Below are 22,153 nucleotides of genomic sequence, written 5' to 3'. Positions count from 1 at the left end.
CCTCGCCGGATGACTGCCGCCATGTTCCTGAGATTGCTGAAAAACCTGCTGCGGGCGCTGCCGCTGATGGTTGGACTTTATCTGTTGACCTTGCTGGTCCGCCAGCAGGGTCCGCGTCTGTCCATCGACGATATTGCGCCGCTGGCGCATGACTGGCAGCAGTGGCTGTTGCTGGGACCCTTGTACCTGGCGGGGCTGGTTTTTTTCGGGTGGGCCCGGCGGCGGCGCAAACGGCGAGAGTTGCTCGGCGTCGAGGCGGCGCAGTTGGCGTTGCAGGGGCTGAACCCGCCTTGTGCCCGGGAACGGCGCTTGCGCGAGCGGCTGGAGCGCTGGCGTCTGGAAAGCCAGGCCAATGCCAGCGGCCCGGTGTTCCTGCTGTTGGGGGCGACCGGCGCCGGCAAGCGCAGCCTGATGGGGGAGAAAGGCCGTCGCGCGCGCGCGGACGGCGAGTCGCCGCAGGATGATTTGCACCTGGGGCGTCTCGGCGCTTTTTCCGTCATGGCCGTGAGCGCCGCCTTGCTGACCCAAGCAGACCGAGACTGCATCGGGTTGTGGCGTTGTCTGCTCGATGAACTGAAACGCTCGCGCCGTCACGGCTTGGGTGTTGCGGGGGCGGTGCTGGTGCTCAATGCGGTGCATCTGCTGCGCCTGGCTCCGCCTGCTCGTGATGCCCAGGCCCTGATCCTGCGGGCACGCCTGGAAGAGCTGGCCGCCGAGTTCGGCCAGGGCTTGCCGGTGCAGGTCATCGTCACCCACTGTGATCGCTTGCCGGGATTCGAACCCTCGTTGCTGGCCTTACCAGTCGAGGCGCGAGATCTGGTGCTGGCCTTTGTCCGTGGGCGCAACCGGCATAACCTGGCGCGGCTGGCCGAGCGTCTTGTCAGTCGCTTTGCGACAGTGCAAGACGGACTCCCCGAGCGCCTGCAGAAGGCAGTGCAGACCTCGGCACGGGTTCAACTCTACGGTTTCCCGCGCTTGTGGCGACAGTTTGCCGAGGTCTTGCAGCCCTATTTGCAGACAGCGTTTTTCGAGCAGCCGCGGGTTTCGCAGGTTCATCTGCAAGCGTTGCGTTGCAGCGGCCACTTGCAGGTCGAACCGGGAACTCGGGGCCCCAGCCAGCGCTTGGTCCGCTGCCTGCAACAGAGTCGGCGCCACACATGCTGGCCGGGATTTTTGCCACCGGGTGGGGGCCGTTGGTTGCTTGCACTCGGCGCCGCTGCCTTGGTGGTTCTGTCGGCAACATTGCTCGGCAACAGTTACTGGCAGCAGACCCGACAGTTGCACTGGCTGGCCGAGCAACAGGTATTGCTCGCACAGATGCCGGCCAGCGCCGCCGGGACGCGTGTGACGACGGCCCTGCTCGAACGCCTGGCGCGGTTGCGTAACCTGGCCTATCCGCCCTCGGACGGTGGGTGGTTGCCCGGTTCCTGGCTGAGCGAGTATCGCCGCTTGCTGAGCCAGACCCGCAGCCTTTACCAACGGGCGTTGCTCGATGAATTGCTGCCCAGCGTTGTGCAAAACCTGCAGCATTCACCGCCGAATGAGCCCCACCGCCAGCGCCAGGAACGCTTGCGGTTTTACCTGATGTTGGGCGGTCAGGGCCGGTTCGAATCGGCTGCCGTTGAAGAGTGGTTGTCAGCCCAGGTGCAGGGCGATCTCGGTCAGTCGCTGGTCCCGGAGCAACGCGAGTCATTGCAGGCTCATGTCCAGGCGCTGATACCGCTATTGGCGAAGGGGCCGGTGCTGAGCGTTGATCTGCGTTGGGTCGAGCAGGTGCGTCGACAACTGCGCCGCGAGCCGCAACAGCAGCGTCTGTATGAGCGGTTGAGCACCTTGTTGGCAAGCGCTGACGACGGGGATTTCAGCGTTGTCGCGGTCAGCGGCAGCGAGGGGCTGCTGAGTCTTTCCCGACGCAGTGGCGAGCCCTTGAACCGAGGTGTGCCTGCCCGCTTCAGCCCCAAGGGTTATGCACAGCTACGGGCCCGTCTGCCGTTGCTGATAGCCGAGGCGCTCAAGGATGAAGACTGGGTCATGGGCGCGGGGCTGCGATTGGACGCGCCGACCTTGTACAGCGAAGTGTCCGCGCTTTATGCACAGGACTATATCCGGCACTGGGAACACTTCTTCGCCGACCTGCAACTGGTCGGTCTGGATCCGACTGAGTCCCTGGCCCTCAGGCTCGAGCGGCTGTCGCGGGCCGACTCGGCGCTGTTCAGTTTGCTGCGTGCGGCGGGGCGTGAAACCCGTCTGGAGATCCCCCAGGTTCCCCCGCGTCTGATCGACAGGGCGCGTCAGCAAGTGTCGTCGCTGACCTCCGGTTTCTCCTCCGATCTGGCCAAGGCACTCCCCGACCCACCTACCGCCGAGGCGCACCCGGTCAACCGGCACTTTGCGGCGTTGCAACAGTTGAGCGAAGGCAGCGCCGCCCCGCTTGAGGCATTACGCGAAGCCCTGGCCCAGGCGGCGGTTTACCTCCGGGCCCGGGAGCAGGCCTTGGCGATGGGGTTGCCGAACCCGCCGGTGGATGGCCTGGAACTGTTGCAGCGGCAGATCGACAGCCTGCCGCCGATGCTGCAACCGCTGTTCGCCGATATCGTTAGCGTTGGCCGGCAGCACCTGCACCAGAAGACGCTGGCGACGGTCGGCGCCAGCCTGAACCTGCAACTGGGCCCCGAATGTTCACGCCTGCTCGCCCAGCGTTACCCCTTCGATCCACTGGCCCGGGAGCAGCTATCGCTGGCCGACTTCAACCGCCTGTTTGCACCGACCGGGCTGTTGCAGGATTTTCAACAGCGTCATCCGGATGTCACGCTACTGCAGGGCCCGGTGGCGGCACAGTTCCGGCGCGCGGAGCAGATTCGCCGGGCGTTTTTCCCGGCTGCGTCCGACGTCGCACGGGTCGATTTCGAGCTCAGCCCTGTGTCCATGGATGAAAACATCGCTCAGCTGCGCCTGACCCTGGACGAGTTGCAGCTCAACTATGCCCATGGTCCGATCCACCCGAGTCTGTTCACCTGGCCGACCCGGGCCCTGGGCAGCCAGTTGAAGATGGTGGTCACGCTGATCGACGGCCGCAGCCTGGTGCGCTCGGCCGAAGGGCCCTGGGCCTGGTTTCGTTTTATGGAGCAAGGGCGCCTGGTGCCGGCGCCCAGCGGTGAGGGCTACTGGTTGACCCTGGGCTTCGAGGACGTTGAGGTGGTGCTGCAATTGCGCAGCGCCAGCCTTGACCATCCCTTCGGCCGCAAGATGCTCAGCGATTTCCGATGCCCCACGACGTAGCTGCTGTAGGTATCTGGCCTGTCCCGCAAGAGGAAGGTCGTTTTCGCAGTGGGCTCGTGGAAATGTCCTATGTCGGATGCGCCGACGACTGTTTAGCATGGCCACCCATAGCCCACGCCAGAGGAGCCGGTCGCCAGTGCGGCGCGGCTGTCAGGCGTAGATCTGGCGCAGGGAGAGGGGCCTTGCGGATCAGGGGATATATCGGTTGGGCAGGATGCCATTGTGAAGGGGTGGCGGTCCGCACAACGATTTCGCGTCGGTCGGACCTGACCACTGCCGAGTCAGTTTTTCATTGGCAGCAGTGCAGGAGAGTTCATGCTCGAGAAAAAGCCTACCCGCCTCATGATTCTGGACGACCACAGCCTGGTCCTGTGTGGCATGGAGATCAAGATCCAGGCCGAGACCGATCTTCTGTTGCTGGGCAGCTTCACCCGCGGCTCGGCGCTGATGGCGGCCTTGCGCGAGCAGGACGTCGACCTGGTGGTGATGGACTACTCGTTGCGCTCGGGCGAGGTCGACGGCCTGAACCTGATTCGCACCTTGAAAATCCGCTTTCCGAAGCTGCGGCTGCTGATCATCTCGTCCCTGTATGTGCCGGCGACGGTGGCGTTGGCGCTGCGTTGCGGGGCCAGCGGCTTTATCGGCAAGGAGCTGAATTCCGGCGAGTTCGTCCTGGCTATTCGTCAGGTGGCGGCCGGCAAGGTCTACCTGCACCCGGACATGGTCGAGGCGTTGCAGGTCCATGAAGTGTCGCGGCTGGATATCGCCACGCCAGCCTCGGAGTCCGAGGTCGCCAGTCTCGACGTGCTGGCCCGGACCTCCGAATTGACGGTGCGTGAGCACGAGGTGCTGCGCTGTTGCCTGGACGGCTTGTCGGTGACCCACATCGCGCGCAAGTTCTCCCGCAGTATCAAGACCATCAGTACCCAGAAGCAGGCGGCCTTTCGCAAGTTGGGCCTGCGTGGCGATAACGAGTTGTACAAGGTGCGTTATCAGATGGAGGGGCGCTGAGACGCATTTTCCTGAAAAATCGCTGTCACAACCTGTTCAGTGTGCGCTCAGCGATGTCGAACTGATGCACAATACGCCCCGGACCGTTTTCCCTCAGGATTTTCAATGTCGACATCATTCCACTTGCGTGCCGTTGCCTTGGCACTGATGTTGGCGGGCGCCGCGGGCTGCTCGTCGACCACCAAGACCGCCGTTTACGAACGGGAGAATTTCGACGACGCCGGAACCTTTTCACGCAACTACGGCGTGAGCGACGCGGCGTCCTGTGAAGCGGCCCGGCGTGCCTTGCTCAGCCAGGGTTACATCATCACCAGCAGCGACCCGAAGCTGATCAGCGGCAACAAGAGCTTCCAGCAGACCGGCGATACCCATATGCAGATCAGCTTCAGCGTGGTCTGTGCGGCGGATGGCACGGCCAATCATCGTTCGACCATGTTCGCCAACGCCCTGCAGGACCGTTATGCCCTGAAGAAGGTCAACAACTCCGCCAGCCTGGGCGTGGGTGTGCTGGGTTCGGTGTCGATGCCGATCGGCTCGACGGATGACTCGATGGTCAAGGTTGCCAGCGAGACCGTGTCTTCGGCGACCTTCTATGACCGCTTCTTCACCCTGGTGGAACTGTTCCTGCCACCGGAAGTGAAAAAAGAAAAACATACCGACGACAAACCCAAGGCTGAACTCGGGATGCCCGAGGTGACGCCGGCCAAGGCCCAGGCCGACAAGGCTGCAGAAACCAAGGCAGTAGAAACCAAGGCGGCAGAAGTCAAGCCGGTGGACGTCAAACCAGTGGAACCGGCGCCAGCACCGAAGGCTGCGGAGCCAGTGCATAGCGTTCCTGTGGTCCCTGCCACGCCGGCGGCTCCTGCCACGTCCGTACCGGTCGCCGCGCCAGCTGAAGCCGCTCCGGTCACACCGTTGGAGAAGGCTCCCGCAGCCCCGGCCGCCCCGGTAACCCCAGCTGAGCCGACGCCTGCCCCGGCGCCTGCGACCAGCGAGCCGGCGACTCCAGCCGCTCCAGTCACTCCGGCTCAGTAAACCCGAGACCAGGTGACGGGATCGGGTTTGTCGACCTCGAGCCCGTGACCTTGCGATCGGGGACGTTGGCTGCAAAATAAAAGTGGGTAAATTCTGACCGTTCTGCTAGTTTTTTATTTCAGGCGCTTATTTCAGGTGCCTGGGCAGACGGGGTGCTTCATTTTTCCTTCACATGGGACCCCTATGCTGGATTCAGCCCCTCCCAAAGGAGTGGTCAGCAAGACAGTGGTTTACCCTCGAACGGAAAAAGGAGTTTGACGATGGATGACTATCAAGAAGAACTGTTGGAGTACCGGGCTTTTGAGTTGGACCCGGTTGAGCCGGCTGAAGACGCGACCGAGCTGTAAGCGGTCGTTTTTCGGCTCAGGCCGAATGCCGCTGACTGCGGCGGAACTCGCCGGGTGTCTGGCCGTTCCAGCGTTTGAAAGCCCGTTGAAAGGCCTCGGCTGAGGCAAACCCGAGCAGGTAGGCGATCTCGCCGAAGGCCAGCTCGGTGTCGCGAATGTAGGTCATCGCCAGGTCACGGCGAGTGTCATTGAGAATGGCGCGAAATTGCGTGCCTTCCTCGGCCAGTTTGCGACGCAGTGTCCAGGTCGGCAGCTTCAGGCGTGCCGCCACTTCTTCCAGGTCGGGTTCCCGGCCGCCATTGAGCAAAGGACCCAGCAACTGAGTGATACGTTCACGCAGACTGCGGGTGCGCGTCAGTTGTTCCAGTTCCCGTTCGCACAGTTGCAGCAGATGCCGCCAGGTTCCCGGGCAATGGTGCGGGTTGCGCAGACCGAGGCTGGCGTGGCCCAGGCGCAGTTGATTGTGTTCGGCGGCAAAGTGCACCTGGCAATCGCCCAAGCCTTTGTAGGCCGCGGCATAGTCCGGTTCGGCGAATTCGATGTCGATGCGTTCGGCGTGCAGCGTTTCGCCGCTGACGCTGGCGAGTTGTTGCAGCCAGCCGGCGATGATCGAGTCCACCACGAAGCGGTTGTAGGCGTTGTACGGACTGATGGAGTAGAAACGCAGCCACGCGCCGTCGGCGTCTTCGTGGAAGCTCGACTGCCCGCGATAGTTGGAGCCGTAGAGGGCCTCGAAGCGGGTCAGGGTTCGTGCCGCTTCGCGTACCGTCGGCGCCTGGGCGGCGGTGACCCCGGCGAGGCCGGCCTGGCTGAGCCGGCTGAAGTGGCCCATGCGCAAACCCAGCGCCGGGTCGCCGGTCAGCTGGATCGCGGCGTGTCCCAGGCGCATATAGCGCGGAATCGACAGGCGGGCGCCGGGTTCGGCCAGGCGCGCCGGGTCCAGCCCATATTGCGTCAGCAGCACCTCGGGGTCCTGGCCGTGACTGCGCAGCGCATCGGCGAGGCTGTGGACAAAGCTCACGGACAGGTCGCCGAGGCGCATCGATACCGGCTTCATGGCAGCCACAGGTTCAGCAGGCGGGCGCCGCGATCACTGCCGTCCTGCCCGTCGATGGCGCGCCCGTCCTGGCTGATAAAGCTCTGCCCCGAATAACGCTGGTTCCAGAACTGGCCCCGCAGGAACACGGTCATGCCCGCCGTGGACTGGCTGGCGGGGGGGCGGCCGATTAAGGTCAGGCGGTGCCAGGCTTGGCCTTCGCCGAGTTCGCCGGGCCTGAGGCTGATTTCCGCTGGCGTGGCCGCGTTCTTGAAACCGCGCCAGGGTTGCTCCCAACTGTTTTTGCCGGGCAGCGAGGCGGACACCGCAATCAAGGACACGCCGAGCTCATCCAGGCGACGGTAGTTGTCCGGGTACCAACTGTCGCTGCCGATCAGCACACCCAGGCGCCCGGCCGGGGTCTGCACGGCGTTCAATTCCTGGCGTCCACCACCCTGGATATAGCCGCGTTCGTCGAAGGTCGGGTAGAGCTTGCGTTGCGGCTGGCCGAGAGGGCGCCCGTCGGCGGCGAAGACCAGGCTGACGTTGTACAACGCGCCCTTGCCGATTTTCAAGGTGCCTTGCTCGACGCTGGGGTCCGGCAGGACGATGGAGCCAGCCACCAGGGTGACGGCGAACTCTTTCGCCAGGCCGCCGAATACCGCCTGGTAATCCTGGGCCATGGTCCTGGCCTTCATGCGCAGGCGGGCGTCTTCGAGGACGCTGCGGCCCTTGGCATTGAACAGCGCGCCGAGCAGCTTCAGCGGGTTGCCGAGCATCAGCCAGTTCATCGCCTCTTTCTGGTCGGAGGCCTGGTAGAGATCGTCTTTTTCACCGCGCAGCAGCAACCAGGTGCCGATGTGTTCGGGCAGCACGACGATGGTTTTTTCGTTCAGCAGTCCCAGGCTGCGGGCCTGCTGTAGATAGGCCGCAAGCTTGCGGTGCAGGCGTGCCGGGTTCTGGTAGTCGTTGGGAAACAGTTCTGGTTGCAGGCCCAGCAGGTTGCCGTGGTCAGCGGCCACACCCTGGTTCACGACCAGGCGGATACGCAGGTCGGAGAGGTAGTGGCCGCTGCTGCGCTGGTGTGTCCATACCCCGTAGCCGGTGGCGACGGCGACCAGCAGGACCAGCAGGAAGAAGAGAAGAAGTTTGCGCATGGGAGCGAATGACGAACGACCGTGTGCGGGAGTCGTCGACTAGGGTAGGGCCCGCGGGCGTCCTTGCCAAGGGGCACTGCACATTTGGATCAATAAGTTGTCAGTTTCGGTCATTGAGCCTGGGCCTGGGCCTCTTTAATGTGCCAGTCATACAACTGACGGGGGCCGAAGAGCTTCCCGCATTCCGTGATCTTGCCCGTTGTGGAGTTTCTATGACCGCCGCCCAATACCCGCACCTGCTGGCCCCGCTCGACCTGGGTTTCACCACGTTGCGTAACCGTACCCTGATGGGCTCGATGCACACCGGCCTTGAGGAAAAGCCCGGTGGTTTCGAGCGTATGGCGGCCTATTTCGCCGAACGCGCCCGGGGTGGTGTCGGCCTGATGGTGACCGGCGGTATCGCGCCGAACGAAGAGGGTGGCGTGTATTCCGGCGCGGCCCGGCTGACCACCCAGGCCGAAGCCGACCAGCATCGCATCGTCACCCACGCGGTGCATGAAGCTGGCGGCAAGATCTGCCTGCAGATCCTCCATGCCGGGCGTTATGCCTACAGCCCGAAACAAGTCGCGCCGAGTGCGATCCAGGCCCCGATCAACCCGTTCAAGCCTCGGGAGCTGGATGAGGAAGGGATCGAGAAGCAGATCGCCGATTTCGTGACCTGTTCGACCCTGGCTCAGAATGCCGAGTACGACGGCGTCGAAATCATGGGTTCGGAAGGTTACTTCATCAACCAGTTCCTCGCGGCCCACACCAACCACCGCACCGACCGCTGGGGCGGCAGCTACGAGAACCGCATGCGCCTGCCGGTGGAGATCGTGCGTCGGGTGCGTGAAGCGGTGGGCGCGGAGTTCATCATCATCTTCCGCCTGTCGATGCTCGACCTGGTGGAAGGTGGCAGCACTTGGGAAGAAATCGTCCAGTTGGCCAAGGCCATCGAGCAGGCCGGTGCGACCATCATCAATACCGGCATCGGCTGGCACGAAGCGCGGATTCCGACCATCGCCACCAAGGTGCCGCGCGCCGCGTTCAGCAAGGTCACCGCCAAGTTGCGCGGTTCGGTGGGGATTCCACTGATCACCACCAACCGGATCAACACCCCGGAAGTGGCCGAGCAGATCCTCGCCGAGGGCGATGCCGACATGGTTTCCATGGCGCGGCCGTTCCTGGCCGACTCGGAGTTCGTCAACAAGGCCGCGCAGGGGCGTGCCGACGAGATCAATACCTGCATCGGCTGCAACCAGGCCTGCCTGGACCATACCTTTGGCGGCAAGCTGACCTCGTGCCTGGTGAATCCGCGGGCGTGCCACGAGACCGAACTGAATTACCTGCCGGTCACCCAGGTGAAGAAAATCGCTGTGGTCGGCGCCGGGCCTGCCGGTTTGTCGGCGGCGACCGTGGCGGCCGAGCGTGGGCACCAGGTGACGCTGTTCGATTCGGCCAGTGAGATCGGTGGTCAGTTCAATGTCGCCAAGCGTGTGCCGGGCAAGGAAGAGTTCTTCGAAACCCTGCGTTACTTCAAGCGTAAGCTGCAGACCACCCATGTCGAGGTCTGCCTCGATACGCGGGTGGATGTGGCGCAACTGGTGGCCGGCGGTTATGACGAGATCATCCTCGCCACCGGCATTGCACCACGCTTGCCGGCGATTCCCGGCATCGACAGCCCCAAGGTCCTGAGCTATCTGGATGTGCTGCTGGAGCGTAAGCCGGTGGGCCACACAGTGGCGGTGATCGGCGCTGGCGGTATCGGCTTCGATGTGTCGGAGTTCCTGGTGCATGAAGGCGTGGCCACCAGTCAGGATCGCGCGGCGTTCTGGAAGGAATGGGGCATCGACAGCCATCTCGAGGCGCGCGGCGGTGTGGCCGGGATCAAGGCTGAGCCCCATGCGCCGGCCCGTGACGTGTTCCTGTTGCAGCGCAAGGCTTCCAAGGTCGGTGACGGCCTGGGCAAGACCACTGGCTGGATTCACCGGACCGGGTTGAAGAACAAGCGGGTGCAGATGCTCAACAGCGTCGAGTACCTGAAGATCGACGAGGCGGGCCTGCATATCAGCATCGGCGGTGGCGAGCCGCAGGTGCTGGCGGTGGATAACGTGGTGATCTGTGCCGGGCAGGACCCGTTGCGCGAGTTGCAGGACGGGTTGCTCGCGGCCGGGCAGAACGTGCACCTGATCGGTGGCGCGGACGTGGCGGCGGAGCTGGATGCCAAGCGGGCGATCAACCAGGGTTCGCGGTTGGCGGCTGAGTTGTAGCCGTCAGTCACGGTGGGGCGCGGCCTTTTGGGGGCAATGATATTTTGTGCTGATGCGCGGACTTGTAGGAGCCGGCTTGCTGGCGATGGCGACTTGATAGTCGATGCAAGTCTTGCTGGCCTCATCGCTGGCAAGCCAGCTCCCACAGGTGTCGTTGAGCGTTAGCGGGCAAGAACAAGGGAAATGCCACGGGGTTCTAGCTGTTAAACTGCCGGAATCCCTCCACCCGGACCTCTTTGTAATGCTGGCCCCTGTCGACTGGCAGCCTCACGCGCCCCTCGAACCCCTGCATCTGGACTGGTTGACTCAGGCCGGGGTCGAGGTGGCTGTGCTGCGCCTCGATCTGATCGATCCGCTGATCAGCGGCAACAAGTGGTTCAAGCTTACCCCGCATCTGGACGCCGCCCGACAAGCGGGCGCCGAAGGCTTGATCAGTCTCGGCGGCGCGCACTCCAATCATCTTCACGCCCTGGCGGCGGCGGGCAAGCGTTTCGGCTTCCCCACCGTTGGCCTGCTGCGCGGAAATCCTCTCCAAACTCCCACCGTCATCGACCTCCAGGCCTTCGGCATGGAACTGCATTGGCTCGGTTATGGCGGTTATCGGGCGCGGCATGCGCCAGGCTTCTGGGCGCCGTGGCGCCAGCGCTATCCACACCTGCACGGTGTGCCAGAGGGCGGCGGTGGCTTGATGGGCGCCCGCGGCTGTGGGGTCTTGCTTGAGCGGGTACAGGAGCAATTGTCGACACTCGGCTGGAACGACTATCACGGCTGGTGGCTGGCTGCCGGAACCGGTACCACCCTGGCCGGGCTGGCGTTGGCCGAGGCTGGGCGTCGACCGGTGTACGGCGCCCTGGCGGTGCCGGCCGACCATGGCGTGGCGCCGTTGGTCGCGGCGATTCTGGAGGAGGGTGGAGCACCGGGCTCGACGTTTGAACTGATTGACGCCTGCCGTGGCGGTTTTGCCAAGGTCGATCCGGCATTGCAGGCGTTTATCGCGCAAAGCGAGCAACAGAGTGCTGTGCCGCTGGAGCCGCTGTATACCGGCAAGGCTTTGTTGGCGCTTCAGGAAGCGGTGACTGCCGGACGCTTCGCACCGGGCACCCGGCTGGTCTTCGTACACACCGGGGGTTTGCAGGGCCGCCGGGGGTTCATCCGATAAAATGCTTCGGCTCAGCCTTTACGCTTGGGCATTATGCGCAGCAGGGTGTTATCCCGGACAAAGTAGTGATGAAACAACCCGGCCAGGGCGTGCAGGCCGATCAGCCAGTAACCGGTGTTGGCCAGCAGTTCATGCCAGCCCTTGATCTCTTTGGCAAAGCCCAGGTTCTCGCCTGTGAGCGCCGGCAGTTCGAAACCATAGAACAGCACCGAATGTCCCTGGGCACTGACAACCAACCATCCCAGGACTGGCGTAACGATCATGAACAGGTACAGCGCCCAGTGCATCAGCTTCGAAATCAGCATCTGCCAGACCGGCGGTGCGGGGACGATCTTCGGCGCCACGCCAATGGCGCGTGCCAGCAAACGCAGCCAGACCAGCACGAACACGGTCAGGCCGAACATGTAGTGCGCCTCGACGATCAGTGTCCGGCCGCCACTGCCCTTGGGGAAATAGCCGCGCAGTTCGATGCAGGCGTAGACCACCGCCAGCAGCACCAGCATCAACCAGTGCAAGGTAATCGACAGGCTGCTGTAGCGGCTGTCGGTATTTTTCCAGGGCATACGGTGTTCCTCGGATCATCAGGGCTGGAACCTCCGTTCTTGAGCGACGGAGTCCCTACACTTTAATAGGTTTAGCAGCATTTTGCCCAAGGCCGCTCAGGGCAAGGGCCTGTATTCCCCGCAACTGGGATTTGCTTTTATATATGGATTTTCATATATTCGAAAAACCATATATATAGGCGCGCTTGTGATGTCCTGTTTTGCCTCCCCCGTGGAACTCTTCAAGTGCCTGGCTGACGAAACCCGTAGCCGGATCGTATTGCTGGCGGCCCATGAAGGTGAACTCTGCGTGTGCGAGCTGACGGCTGCCCTGGAACTGAGTCAGCCGAAAATTTCCCGGCACCTGGCGCAACTGCGCCAGGGCGGATTGCTGGCTGATCGGCGTCAGGGACAGTGGGTGTTTTATCGCCTGCATCCCGAACTGCCGCAGTGGGTCTCGGCGTTGCTGCAGGGCACCCTGCAGGCCAGCGAGCACTGGCTGGCTGCGGATATCCAGCGCCTGCAGGCCATGGACGATCGCCCGGTGCGTTGCTGCTGAGCCTGTGAACCGCCCTTCTTGCTAACCTGACAAGGTTGTTGTGCATGCTGATTGCCGTATTGATTTTCCTGCTGACCATTACCCTGGTGATCTGGCAGCCCAAGGGCCTGGGCGTCGGCTGGAGCGCCTGCATCGGGGCATTGCTGGCCTTGCTCTGCGGTGTGGTTCATCTGGCTGACATCCCGCTGGTCTGGCAGATCATCTGGAATGCCACCGGCACCTTTATCGCCCTGATCATCATCAGTTTGTTGCTGGACGAGGCCGGCTTCTTTGCCTGGTCGGCGCTGCACGTGGCGCGCTGGGGGCAGGGCAGCGGACGCAAGCTGTTCGCCGCCTTCGTGCTGCTGGGGGCGCTGGTGTCGGCGTTGTTCGCCAATGATGGCGCGGCGCTGATCCTCACGCCGATTGTTATTGCGATGCTCCTGGCCCTGCGCTTTTCCAAGGCGGCGACCCTGGCGTTCGTCATGGCCGCCGGTTTTATCGCCGACACCGCGAGCCTGCCGCTGGTGGTGTCGAACCTGGTGAACATCGTCTCGGCGGACTATTTCAGGATCGGCTTCAATGCCTACGCCTCGGTGATGGTCCCGGTGAACCTGGTCAGCGTGGCGGCGACCTTGCTGGTGTTGTTGTGGTTCTTCCGCCGGGACATTCCCCGTGACTACGATCCGCAGCAGTTGGAACTGCCCGCCAGCGCGATCCATGACAAAGCGACCTTTATCGCCGGCTGGTGGGTATTGGTGATCCTGCTGGTGGGCTGCTTTGCCCTGGAACCCCTGGGGATTCCCATCAGTGCGATTTCGGCGGTGTGTGCCGCCTTGTTGCTGGGGATCGCCGCCCGTGGTCACAAGATCTCGACCCGCAAGGTGTTGAAAGAGGCGCCCTGGCAGATCGTGATTTTCTCCCTGGGCATGTACCTGGTGGTCTACGGCCTGCGCAATGCCGGGCTGACCACTTACCTGGCCAGTTGGCTGGACCACTTCGCCGGCTATGGGATCTGGGGTGCGGCCATGGGCACCGGATTGCTGAGTGCGTTCCTGTCCTCGATCATGAACAACCTGCCGACGGTGCTGATCGGTGCCTTGTCCATCGATGCCAGCCAGGCCAGCGGGGTGGTCAAGGAGGCGATGATCTACGCCAACGTGATCGGCAGCGACCTGGGCCCGAAAATCACCCCCATCGGCAGCCTGGCCACCTTGCTCTGGCTGCATGTGCTGGAACGCAAGGACATCCGTATCGGCTGGGGTTACTACTTCAAGGTCGGGATCGTCCTGACCCTGCCCGTGCTGCTGGTGACCCTGGCAGCCCTGGCGTTGCGTTTGTCGCTGGTCTGACGAGGAGTGGGATGATGAAAGTGCTGTTCATGTGCACGGCCAACAGTTGCCGGAGCATCCTGTCCGAAGCGGTGTTCAACCACCTGGCGCCTGCCGGCTGGCGGGCGGTGAGTGCCGGCAGCTTTCCGTCCGGCCAGGTGCATCCGCTGAGCCTGAAGACACTTGAGCAGTTGGGGATTGCCACCGAGGGTCTCGCCAGCAAGGGTTCTGAGGCGTTTGCCGATGAGGTGCCGGATATCGTGATCACGGTGTGCGACCAGGCGGCGGGGGAGCCGTGCCCGGTGTATTTCGGTCCGGCGCTCAAGGCGCACTGGGGCTTGGAAGATCCTTCCCATGTGGATGGCGATGAAGCGGCGGTGATGGCGGCGTTCAGGGCGACGGTGGTGCAAATCGAGCGGCGTTGCCGGGCGTTGTTGGCGTTGTCGTCTGCGCAAATCGACGTGGCCCACTTGCAGCGGATCGGTCAGTTGTAGGTCGTGCTGAAATAGCGCGCGGTTCCCTTTATATTCACCTGCGAGCAGCCTGCCCCCTGTAGGAGCGAGCTTGCTCGCGATGGCGGTCGCAAGAGCGATGCAAGCCTCAAAGGCCTCATCGCGAGCAAGCTCGCTCCTACAGGGGGGACGGGGTGAGCGCAGATTTCGGCGAGAGTCAGCGGGGATCGGGCACATTCGGCCAGAGGTCGGCCACCAGGAACAGCCGTTCGGCTTCTTCCCAATTGCCCTGTGGATTCTCGGTCAGACGCACCAGCAACTGCGCCGGGGCATGCGGGTCCAGTTCTTCCAGCCACTGGGCCAGATGCTCCCGTGACCAGGCATCCGCTTCGGCATAGTGTGCCGGCGCCAGCCAGGCGTGGCGGGGCAGGGGTTGCCAGCGGCCCGGCGGGCTGCGTTTGATAAAATCCGACCAATCACGCTGATGCAGCCAGTGCCCGCGCAGATGCTGCGGGTGCGCGCCCCGCGGCGGGCGCGCCGTCCCAGGCCAGGGATACAACAGATAACCCCCCAGCCACAACTGCGCGCTGAACTGATGAATACCCAGTGTCGCCAGGGCCTCGCGGCTCTCCGGGCGGGCGGAAATCGGCAACTGGTGCTCGCTCAGATGGGCCAGCTTGCGGTCCAGTCGATCATGACAACCCGGACCGAGCCAGCGCGCCGGGTCTTGGCCGCCGCCTTGCTGCGGGCCCAGGTACAGCTTGATCGCCAATTCCAGGTGATGCACGCCATCGCGATCACGCAACAGCAAGTCCAATTCACCCAGGGTATGGCCCTCGCGCCGGATCGGCAGGTTGGCGCCGATCAACTCGATCCCCGGCGCCTGTTGCACCGCGAACTGCCACAACCGCTCGTAATACAGCCCCAGTCGCCGGGTCGCCCCGCGTACCAGCCAGGCCTGTAGCTCGCCGGGATCGCGATCCAGCCCGTGCAGCCACTGCTCCAACAGGTCCGGCGCCACTACCCAGTCGCTGCCAGCCAACGGGTGGCGTTGCGGCCACGGGGTGTCTTCCAGCATCGGCGGCGCCAGGATGACCCAGGCCAGGTCGCGCACCTCGGGATGGCGCAACTGTCGGGGCAGGTTGAGCAAGTCGGGGAAGAGGATCATCCTGCGAGCATAGCTGAAAGGGTTTTGTCTCGGGCCGGCTTTCGCCCATAATCTCCCCTTTGCCCGTCCCAGACCCCGCAGGAGCCCCATGGAGCAATTTCGCAATATCGGCATCATTGGCCGCCTGGGCAGTTCGCAGGTGCTGGATACCGTTCGCCGGCTGAAGAAATTCCTCCTGGCGCGGCACCTGCACGTCATCCTCGAGGACACCATCGCCGAGGTCCTGCCGGGCCACGGCCTGCAAACTTCGTCGCGCAAGATGCTCGGCGAAGTCTGCGACATGGTCATCGTCGTCGGCGGCGACGGCAGCCTGCTCGGCGCCGCCCGTGCGCTGGCCCGGCACAATATCCCGGTGCTGGGGATCAACCGCGGCAACCTGGGCTTTCTCACCGATATCCGCCCGGATGACCTCGAAGTCGAGGTGGCCAAGGTCCTCGACGGTCACTACCTGGTGGAAAACCGCTTCCTGCTGCAAGCCGAAGTGCGTCGCCACGCCGAAGCCATCGGCCAGGGCGATGCGCTCAACGACGTGGTGCTGCACCCCGGCAAGTCGACGCGGATGATCGAATTCGAGCTGTATATCGACGGCCAGTTCGTTTGCAGCCAGAAGGCCGACGGCCTGATCGTCGCCACACCCACCGGTTCCACCGCCTACGCGCTGTCCGCCGGCGGCCCGATCATGCATCCCAAGCTCGATGCCATTGTGATTGTGCCGATGTACCCCCATACCTTGTCCAGCCGCCCCATTGTGGTCGACGGCAACAGCGAGTTGAAAATCGTGGTGTCCAAGGACATGCAGATCTACCCGCAGGTTTCCTGTGACGGGCAGAATCATTTCACCTGTGCCCCCGGCGATACGGTGACCATCAGCAAGAAACCGCAGAAGCTGCGGCTGATTCATCCGCTGGATCACAACTATTACGAAGTCTGCCGCACCAAGCTCGGCTGGGGCAGTCGGCTGGGTGGTGGAGGCGACTGATGCTCGATCCCGCGCGTGGCTACGATCTGATCGGGGATGTGCACGGTTGCGCCCATACCCTCGAACATCTGCTGGACATGCTCGGCTACCAGAAGCTGGGGGGCATCTGGCGTCATCCGTCGCGCATGGCGGTGTTCCTCGGCGATATCATCGACCGTGGTCCGCGCATCCGCGAGGCCCTGCATATCGTCCATGACATGGTCGAGGCCGGGCAGGCGCTGTGCATCATGGGCAACCACGAGTTCAACGCCCTGGGCTGGAGCACGCCGGCGGCAGCGGGCAGCGGCAAGCAGTTCGTGCGCGAACACACGCCACGCCATGCCCGCTTGCTCAAGGAAACCCTGACCCAGTTCGAACAGCACCCGGCGGACTGGCAGGATTTCCTCGGCTGGTTCTACGAACTGCCGCTGTTTGTTGACGCCGGACGTTTCCGCGTGGTGCATGCCTGTTGGGATGGCGGCTTGATCGCGCCCTTGCGGGCGCAGTATCCCGACGGTCGCATCGATGAGGCGTTCCTGAAGGAATCGGCGCTGTCCGGCAGTTTTGCTGCAACGGCGTTCGACCGCCTGCTGCGCGGTACCGATATGCGTCTGCCGGACGGCCTGACGCTGACCGGCGGCGATGGCCTGACCCGAGCGTTCTTCCGCACCAAGTTCTGGGAAGACGACCCGCAGACCTACGGCGATATCGTTTTCCAACCGGATGCCTTGCCCGAGTTGGTGGCGAGCAAAGCGCTGTCCTCGACCGAAAAAAATGCCTTGCTGCGTTATGGCCTCGAAGAACCGATGTTGTTCGTCGGCCACTACTGGCGCAGCGGCAAGCCCGCGCCGATCCGTCCCAACCTGGCCTGCCTGGATTACAGCGCCGTGCTCTACGGCAAGCTGGCGGCTTACCGGCTGGACCAGGAAACCACCCTCGACCCGCAGAAATTCGTCTGGGTCGATGTCGAACGTCCCGAGGCTTTGCGATGAGTGCCACTGCTGTCTTACGCCTGCCGTTGACCACTGACCTGAGTGGCTTCGTCAAACTGCTGGAGCGCATGCAGGTGCCGCACCGGGTCAACGAGGAGTCCGGCGAGCAGGTGCTGTGGGTGCCCGAGTCGATCAGTGCCGACGTGTTGTCCCTGTATCAGCGTTTCCCCGCCGGCGATCCGGACAACCACCTGGAAGTCCCGGACAAGCCGGTGCCCATGACCCGGCCCAACTTCCTCACCCAGGTCCAGCAGAGCCCGGCTACGGCGACGATCCTGCTGCTGTGCCTGATTGTCGCCGGCGTGACCCTGCTCGGTGACAATCTCCAGACCCTGCACTGGTTCACCTTCCTCGACTTCCAGGCGAACGGCAACTACGTCCAGTTCACGCCCCTGGCCGACGGCCTGGCCGCGGGGCAGTGGTGGCGCCTGGTGACGCCGATGCTGATCCACTTCGGCATCCTGCACATCGCCATGAACGGCATGTGGTACTGGGAGCTGGGCCGGCGCATCGAGCTGCGCCAGGGCAGCATCAACCTGCTGGGGCTGACGCTGCTGTTCAGCCTGGTGTCCAACTACACGCAGTATTACGTCAGCGGCCCGACCCTGTTCGGCGGCCTGTCCGGGGTGCTCTACGGTTTGCTCGGGCATTGCTGGATCTACCAGTGGCTGTCGCCGAACCCCGTTTATCGCCTGCCGCGCGGCGTGCTGGTGATGATGCTGGTCTGGTTGCTGTTGTGCCTGTCGGGCCTGGTCTCGATGATCGGCTTCGGCGAAATTGCCAACGGTGCCCATGTCGGCGGACTGCTCATCGGATGTTTCACCGGTTTGTTGGGCGGCCTCTGGTCCCGTCGTAAACTGGCCGTCTAGTCGACTTTTTTCAAGCGTGGAGAGCGCATGTCCTCTTTTATCGAAATGATTGAAAACATCACCCCCGACATCTACGAGAGCCTGAAACTGGCGGTGGAAATCGGCAAATGGTCCGACGGGCGCAAGCTCAGCGCCGAACAGCGTGAGCTGTCGTTGCAGGCGATGATCGCCTGGGAAACCCAGAACCTCCCGGAAGACCAGCGTACCGGCTACATGGGCGCGCAGGAATGTGCCTCGAAGTCGGCGCCGGTGCCGAACATCCTGTTCAAGTCGGATGCCATCCATTGATCGAGCTTGGCCGCGGTGCAATCAGCAAGATGTCGACGCACCTTGATGGCGCGGATGTGCAGTATGCGTTTCGCCTGGGTGACAGCGAGGTGCCGGTCAATCCGTTGATCGGCCAGAAGCTGCGCCTGGAATTCCTCGGGGCGATTCATTGCACCCATTGTGGACGCAAGACCAAGACCAGCTTCAGTCAGGGTTATTGCTACCCGTGCATGACCAAGCTGGCCCAGTGCGACACCTGCATCATGAGTCCCGAGCGCTGCCATTACGACGCCGGCACCTGCCGCGATCCGTCGTGGGGTGAGCAGTTCTGCATGACCGAGCATGTGGTCTACCTGGCCAATTCGTCGGGGATCAAGGTCGGTATCACCCGCGCGACCCAGTTGCCGACCCGCTGGCTCGACCAGGGTGCCAGCCAGGCGTTGCCGATTGTGCGGGTCGCGACCCGCCAGCAGTCCGGTTTCGTCGAAGACCTGTTCCGCAGCCAGGTGGCCGACAAGACCAACTGGCGCGCCTTGCTCAAGGGCGATGCGCCGGCGGTGGACCTCAAGGCGGTGCGCGAGCAGTTGTTCGAATCCTGTGCCGAGGGCTTCGCCGCCTTGCAGGCGCGCTTCGGCCTGCAGGCCATCCAGCCGGTGCGGGATATCGAACCGCTGGAGATTCGCTACCCTATCGAGCAGTACCCGACCAAGGTGGTCAGCTTCAACCTGGACAAAGACCCGATTGCCGAAGGCACGCTGATGGGGATCAAGGGCCAGTACCTGATCTTTGACACCGGTGTGATCAATATCCGTAAATACACGGCCTACCAGCTCGCCGTGCATCAGTAAAAGGACGCCCTCATGCGCACTGAACAACCGAAGATGATTTATCTGAAGGACTATCAGGCACCGGACTACCTGATCGACGAGACGCACCTGACCTTCGAGTTGTTCGAGGACCATACCCTGGTCCATGCGCAGCTGGTGATGCGCCGCAACCCGGCCGCTGGCGTGGGCCTGCCGCCGCTGGTGCTGGACGGCCAGTTGCTGGAGTTGCTGTCGGTGCAACTCGACGACCGCGTGCTGTCGAGCAACGACTACCAGATCGACGACAGCCACCTGACCCTGCATCCGGGCAGCGAGCGCTTCAGCATCGACACCAGCGTGAAGATCCACCCGGAAACCAATACCGCCCTGGAAGGCCTGTATAAATCCGGCGCGATGTTCTGCACCCAGTGCGAAGCCGAAGGCTTCCGCAAGATCACCTATTACCTCGACCGCCCGGACGTGATGAGCAAGTTCACCACCACGGTGATCGCCGAGCAGCATCGTTATCCGGTGCTGCTGTCCAACGGCAACCCGGTGGGCAACGGTCCCCAGGACGACGGTCGGCACTGGGCGACCTGGGAAGACCCGTTCATGAAACCGGCCTACCTGTTTGCCCTGGTGGCGGGCGATCTGTGGTGTGTCGAAGACAGTTTCGCGACCATGAGCGGTCGTGACGTGGCACTGCGCATCTATGTCGAACCGGAAAATATCGACAAGTGCCAGCACGCCATGAACAGCCTGAAGAAGTCCATGCGCTGGGACGAGGAGGTCTATGGTCGTGAGTACGACCTGGATATCTTCATGATTGTCGCGGTCAACGACTTCAACATGGGCGCCATGGAGAACAAGGGCCTCAACATCTTCAACTCCAGCGCCGTGCTGGCCCGTGCCGAAACCGCCACTGACGCCGCACACCAGCGGGTCGAGGCTATCGTTGCCCACGAATATTTCCACAACTGGTCGGGCAACCGCGTGACCTGCCGTGACTGGTTCCAGCTGTCGCTCAAGGAAGGCTTCACGGTGTTCCGCGATGCCGGCTTCTCGGCCGACATGAACTCGCGCACCGTCAAGCGTATCCAGGATGTGGCCTACCTGCGTACCCACCAGTTCGCCGAAGATGCCGGCCCCATGGCCCACGCCGTGCGCCCGGACAGCTTTATCGAGATTTCCAACTTCTACACCCTGACCGTGTATGAGAAGGGCTCGGAAGTGGTCGGCATGATCCACACCTTGCTGGGGGCCGAGGGCTTCCGCAAAGGCAGCGACCTGTATTTCCAGCGCCATGACGGCCAGGCCGTGACCTGCGACGATTTCGTCAAGGCCATGGAAGATGCCAATGGCGTCGACTTCAGTCAGTTCAAGCGCTGGTACAGCCAGGCCGGTACGCCGCGCCTGGCCGTCAGCGAAAGCTACGATGCGAGCGCCAAGGCCTACAGCCTGACGTTCCGCCAGAGCTGCCCGCAGACCCCGGACAAGCAGGAAAAACTGCCGTTCGTGATTCCGGTGGAGATCGGCCTGCTGGATGCCCAGGGCGCTGAAATCGCCCTGCAACTGGTGGGTGAGGCGGCCCCTGGCGCTACCAGTCGTGTGCTTTCGGTGACTGAGGCTGAGCAGACCTTCACCTTCGTCGGTCTGGATGCCAAGCCGCTGCCATCGCTACTGCGGGGTTTCTCGGCGCCGGTGAAGCTGAGCTTCCCCTACGACCGCGACCAGTTGATGTTCCTGATGCAACACGACAGCGACGGCTTCAACCGCTGGGACGCCGGCCAGCAATTGTCGGTGCAGGTGTTGCAGGAACTGATCGGCCAGCATCAGAAGGGTGAAGCGCTGGTGCTTGATCCGCGTCTGGTCACGGCCTTGCGTGCTGTGCTGGCCAACGAGCAGCTGGATCAGGCGATGGTTGCCGAAATGCTCTCGCTGCCGGGCGAGGCCTACCTCACCGAGATCAGCGAAGTGGCGGATGTCGAGGCCATTCATGGCGCTCGCGAATTCGTTCGCCGGCAACTGGCCGAGCAGTTGTTCGACGGTTTGTGGCAGCGTTACCAGGCCAATCGCGCAGTGTCGAAAACCACGCCTTACGTGGCTGAGAACGAGCATTTCGCCCGTCGCGCGCTGCAGAACATCGCGCTGTCGTACCTGATGCTCAGCGGCAAGCCTGAAGTGCTCGCGGCGACCCTGGAGCAGTTTGAAAGCGCTGACAACATGACTGAGCGCCTGACCGCCCTGGCGGTGCTGGTGAACTCGCCGTTCGAGGCCGAGAAGGCCCTGTCGCTGGCCAGTTTTGCCGAGCACTTCAAGGACAATCCGCTGGTCATGGACCAGTGGTTCAGCGTCCAGGCCGGCAGCGTGTTGCCCGGCGGTCTGCAGCGGGTCAAGGCGTTGATGGAGCACCCGGCGTTCACCATCAAGAACCCGAACAAGGTGCGGGCGTTGATCGGGGCCTTTGCCGGGCAGAACCTGATCAACTTCCATGCGGCGGACGGTTCCGGCTACCGCTTCCTGGCGGACCTGGTGATCCAGCTCAATGCGCTGAATCCGCAGATTGCTTCGCGGCAATTGGCGCCGCTGACCCGCTGGCGCAAATACGACAGCGCCCGTCAGGCGCTGATGAAGGCGGAGCTGGAGCGGATTCGCGGTTCCGGTGAGTTGTCGGCGGATGTGTACGAGGTGGTCAGCAAAAGCCTGGCCTGATCCCATTCGAACGACCAACACCGCCCCTCTGTAGGAGCGAGCTTGCTCGCGATGGTAGCCGGGGCACCACGACTCTCCAGGCGCCACGCGTCATCGTTGACGTCCATCGCGAGCAAGCTCGCTCCTACAGGGTCGGTGTTGTTTCGTAAACTCCTGCCAAAGGCCACATTCGTGGCCTTTGTTCATCACCCCACCTGATGCCCCATCATTCAGGTTCCCCCTCAACGCCCCGGGTTAACAAAAGA

Annotated in this window: 18 protein-coding genes; 14 read left to right on the top strand and 4 right to left on the bottom strand. The window is 63.1% G+C overall.

The genetic code is table 11. The annotated features are described in order from the left end of the window. Window positions 1–21: 21 nt before the first annotated feature. The 3 genes from HX866_RS13540 to HX866_RS13530 all read left to right on the top strand — a co-directional run bounded on the left by HX866_RS13540 (window position 22) and on the right by HX866_RS13530 (window position 5,325). Complete coding sequence (locus tag HX866_RS13540; protein WP_177139979.1) at window positions 22–3,279, top strand: ImcF-related family protein; 3,258 nt, start codon at window positions 22–24, stop codon at window positions 3,277–3,279. A gap of 315 nt (window positions 3,280–3,594) precedes the next feature. Further along, window positions 3,595–4,290: a response regulator transcription factor gene (locus HX866_RS13535; protein ID WP_177139978.1), complete on the top strand. Its 696-nt coding sequence runs from the start codon at window positions 3,595–3,597 to the stop codon at window positions 4,288–4,290. A 105-nt stretch (window positions 4,291–4,395) separates the two neighbouring features. After that, window positions 4,396–5,325: a DUF2242 domain-containing protein gene (locus tag HX866_RS13530; protein ID WP_177139977.1), complete on the top strand. Its 930-nt coding sequence runs from the start codon at window positions 4,396–4,398 to the stop codon at window positions 5,323–5,325. A gap of 363 nt (window positions 5,326–5,688) precedes the next feature. On the opposite strand, the gene HX866_RS13525 is transcribed toward HX866_RS13530, so the two are convergent. Next, on the bottom strand, window positions 5,689–6,729 hold the full coding sequence (locus tag HX866_RS13525) for an AraC family transcriptional regulator (protein WP_177124466.1): 1,041 nt from the start codon (window positions 6,727–6,729) through the stop codon (window positions 5,689–5,691). After that, entirely contained in the window at window positions 6,726–7,865 is a 1,140-nt protein-coding gene (locus HX866_RS13520) for a nitrilase-related carbon-nitrogen hydrolase (RefSeq protein ID WP_177139976.1), read from the bottom strand. Before HX866_RS13520 ends, HX866_RS13525 begins: the two co-directional genes overlap by 4 nt. 212 nt (window positions 7,866–8,077) lie before the next feature. On the opposite strand from HX866_RS13520, the gene HX866_RS13515 reads away from it, so the two are divergent. Both HX866_RS13515 and HX866_RS13510 read left to right on the top strand, forming a co-directional pair. Then, entirely contained in the window at window positions 8,078–10,114 is a 2,037-nt protein-coding gene (locus HX866_RS13515; protein ID WP_177092257.1) for an NADPH-dependent 2,4-dienoyl-CoA reductase, read from the top strand. A 241-nt stretch (window positions 10,115–10,355) separates the two neighbouring features. Further along, a complete protein-coding gene (locus HX866_RS13510; protein ID WP_177124464.1) occupies window positions 10,356–11,273 on the top strand; it encodes a 1-aminocyclopropane-1-carboxylate deaminase/D-cysteine desulfhydrase in 918 nt (305 codons plus the stop codon). Window positions 11,274–11,284: 11 nt separating this feature from the next. On the opposite strand, the gene HX866_RS13505 is transcribed toward HX866_RS13510, so the two are convergent. Next, the gene (locus HX866_RS13505) at window positions 11,285–11,836 is read right to left on the bottom strand and encodes a cytochrome b (protein ID WP_177092255.1); all 552 of its coding nucleotides are present in this window, start codon (window positions 11,834–11,836) and stop codon (window positions 11,285–11,287) included. A gap of 190 nt (window positions 11,837–12,026) precedes the next feature. Between HX866_RS13505 and HX866_RS13500 the strand changes: the two genes are divergently transcribed. From HX866_RS13500 to HX866_RS13490, 3 genes are read left to right on the top strand one after another with little or no spacing between them, the layout of a single operon-like run. Further along, a complete protein-coding gene (locus tag HX866_RS13500; RefSeq protein ID WP_177124463.1) occupies window positions 12,027–12,374 on the top strand; it encodes a metalloregulator ArsR/SmtB family transcription factor in 348 nt (115 codons plus the stop codon). Window positions 12,375–12,418: 44 nt separating this feature from the next. Beyond that, entirely contained in the window at window positions 12,419–13,705 is a 1,287-nt protein-coding gene (locus HX866_RS13495; protein ID WP_177139975.1) for an arsenic transporter, read from the top strand. 14 nt (window positions 13,706–13,719) lie between these two features. Then, window positions 13,720–14,178: an arsenate reductase ArsC gene (locus HX866_RS13490; protein WP_177092252.1), complete on the top strand. Its 459-nt coding sequence runs from the start codon at window positions 13,720–13,722 to the stop codon at window positions 14,176–14,178. Between the two features lie 175 nt (window positions 14,179–14,353). On the opposite strand, the gene HX866_RS13485 is transcribed toward HX866_RS13490, so the two are convergent. After that, entirely contained in the window at window positions 14,354–15,304 is a 951-nt protein-coding gene (locus tag HX866_RS13485; RefSeq protein WP_177124462.1) for a DUF1853 family protein, read from the bottom strand. Window positions 15,305–15,392: 88 nt separating this feature from the next. On the opposite strand from HX866_RS13485, the gene HX866_RS13480 reads away from it, so the two are divergent. Genes HX866_RS13480 through pepN form a run of 6 tightly spaced genes read left to right on the top strand, consistent with a single transcriptional unit; the run spans window position 15,393 to window position 21,908 of the window. Next, on the top strand, window positions 15,393–16,283 hold the full coding sequence (locus tag HX866_RS13480; protein ID WP_100942950.1) for an NAD(+) kinase: 891 nt from the start codon (window positions 15,393–15,395) through the stop codon (window positions 16,281–16,283). Next, complete coding sequence (locus tag HX866_RS13475; RefSeq protein ID WP_177100575.1) at window positions 16,280–17,254, top strand: metallophosphoesterase; 975 nt, start codon at window positions 16,280–16,282, stop codon at window positions 17,252–17,254. The genes HX866_RS13480 and HX866_RS13475 overlap by 4 nt, the downstream gene beginning before the upstream one ends. Further along, window positions 17,251–18,123, top strand: a complete 873-nt coding sequence (locus tag HX866_RS13470; protein WP_177092249.1) for a rhomboid family intramembrane serine protease — start codon at window positions 17,251–17,253, stop codon at window positions 18,121–18,123. Before HX866_RS13475 ends, HX866_RS13470 begins: the two co-directional genes overlap by 4 nt. A gap of 27 nt (window positions 18,124–18,150) precedes the next feature. Further along, the gene (locus tag HX866_RS13465) at window positions 18,151–18,411 is read left to right on the top strand and encodes a YeaC family protein (RefSeq protein WP_100942947.1); all 261 of its coding nucleotides are present in this window, start codon (window positions 18,151–18,153) and stop codon (window positions 18,409–18,411) included. Next, window positions 18,408–19,238: a DUF2797 domain-containing protein gene (locus tag HX866_RS13460; protein ID WP_177124460.1), complete on the top strand. Its 831-nt coding sequence runs from the start codon at window positions 18,408–18,410 to the stop codon at window positions 19,236–19,238. Before HX866_RS13465 ends, HX866_RS13460 begins: the two co-directional genes overlap by 4 nt. Before the next feature lie 12 nt (window positions 19,239–19,250). Further along, on the top strand, window positions 19,251–21,908 hold the full coding sequence (gene pepN / locus HX866_RS13455; RefSeq protein WP_177124459.1) for an aminopeptidase N: 2,658 nt from the start codon (window positions 19,251–19,253) through the stop codon (window positions 21,906–21,908). Window positions 21,909–22,153 lie beyond the last annotated feature (245 nt).

It is taken from the genome of Pseudomonas gingeri (assembly GCF_013386165.1).
GTDB lineage: Bacteria > Pseudomonadota > Gammaproteobacteria > Pseudomonadales > Pseudomonadaceae > Aquipseudomonas > Aquipseudomonas gingeri_C.
The sequence above is the reverse complement of the archived record's forward strand: the minus strand, read 5'-3'. Positions and strand labels throughout refer to the sequence as shown.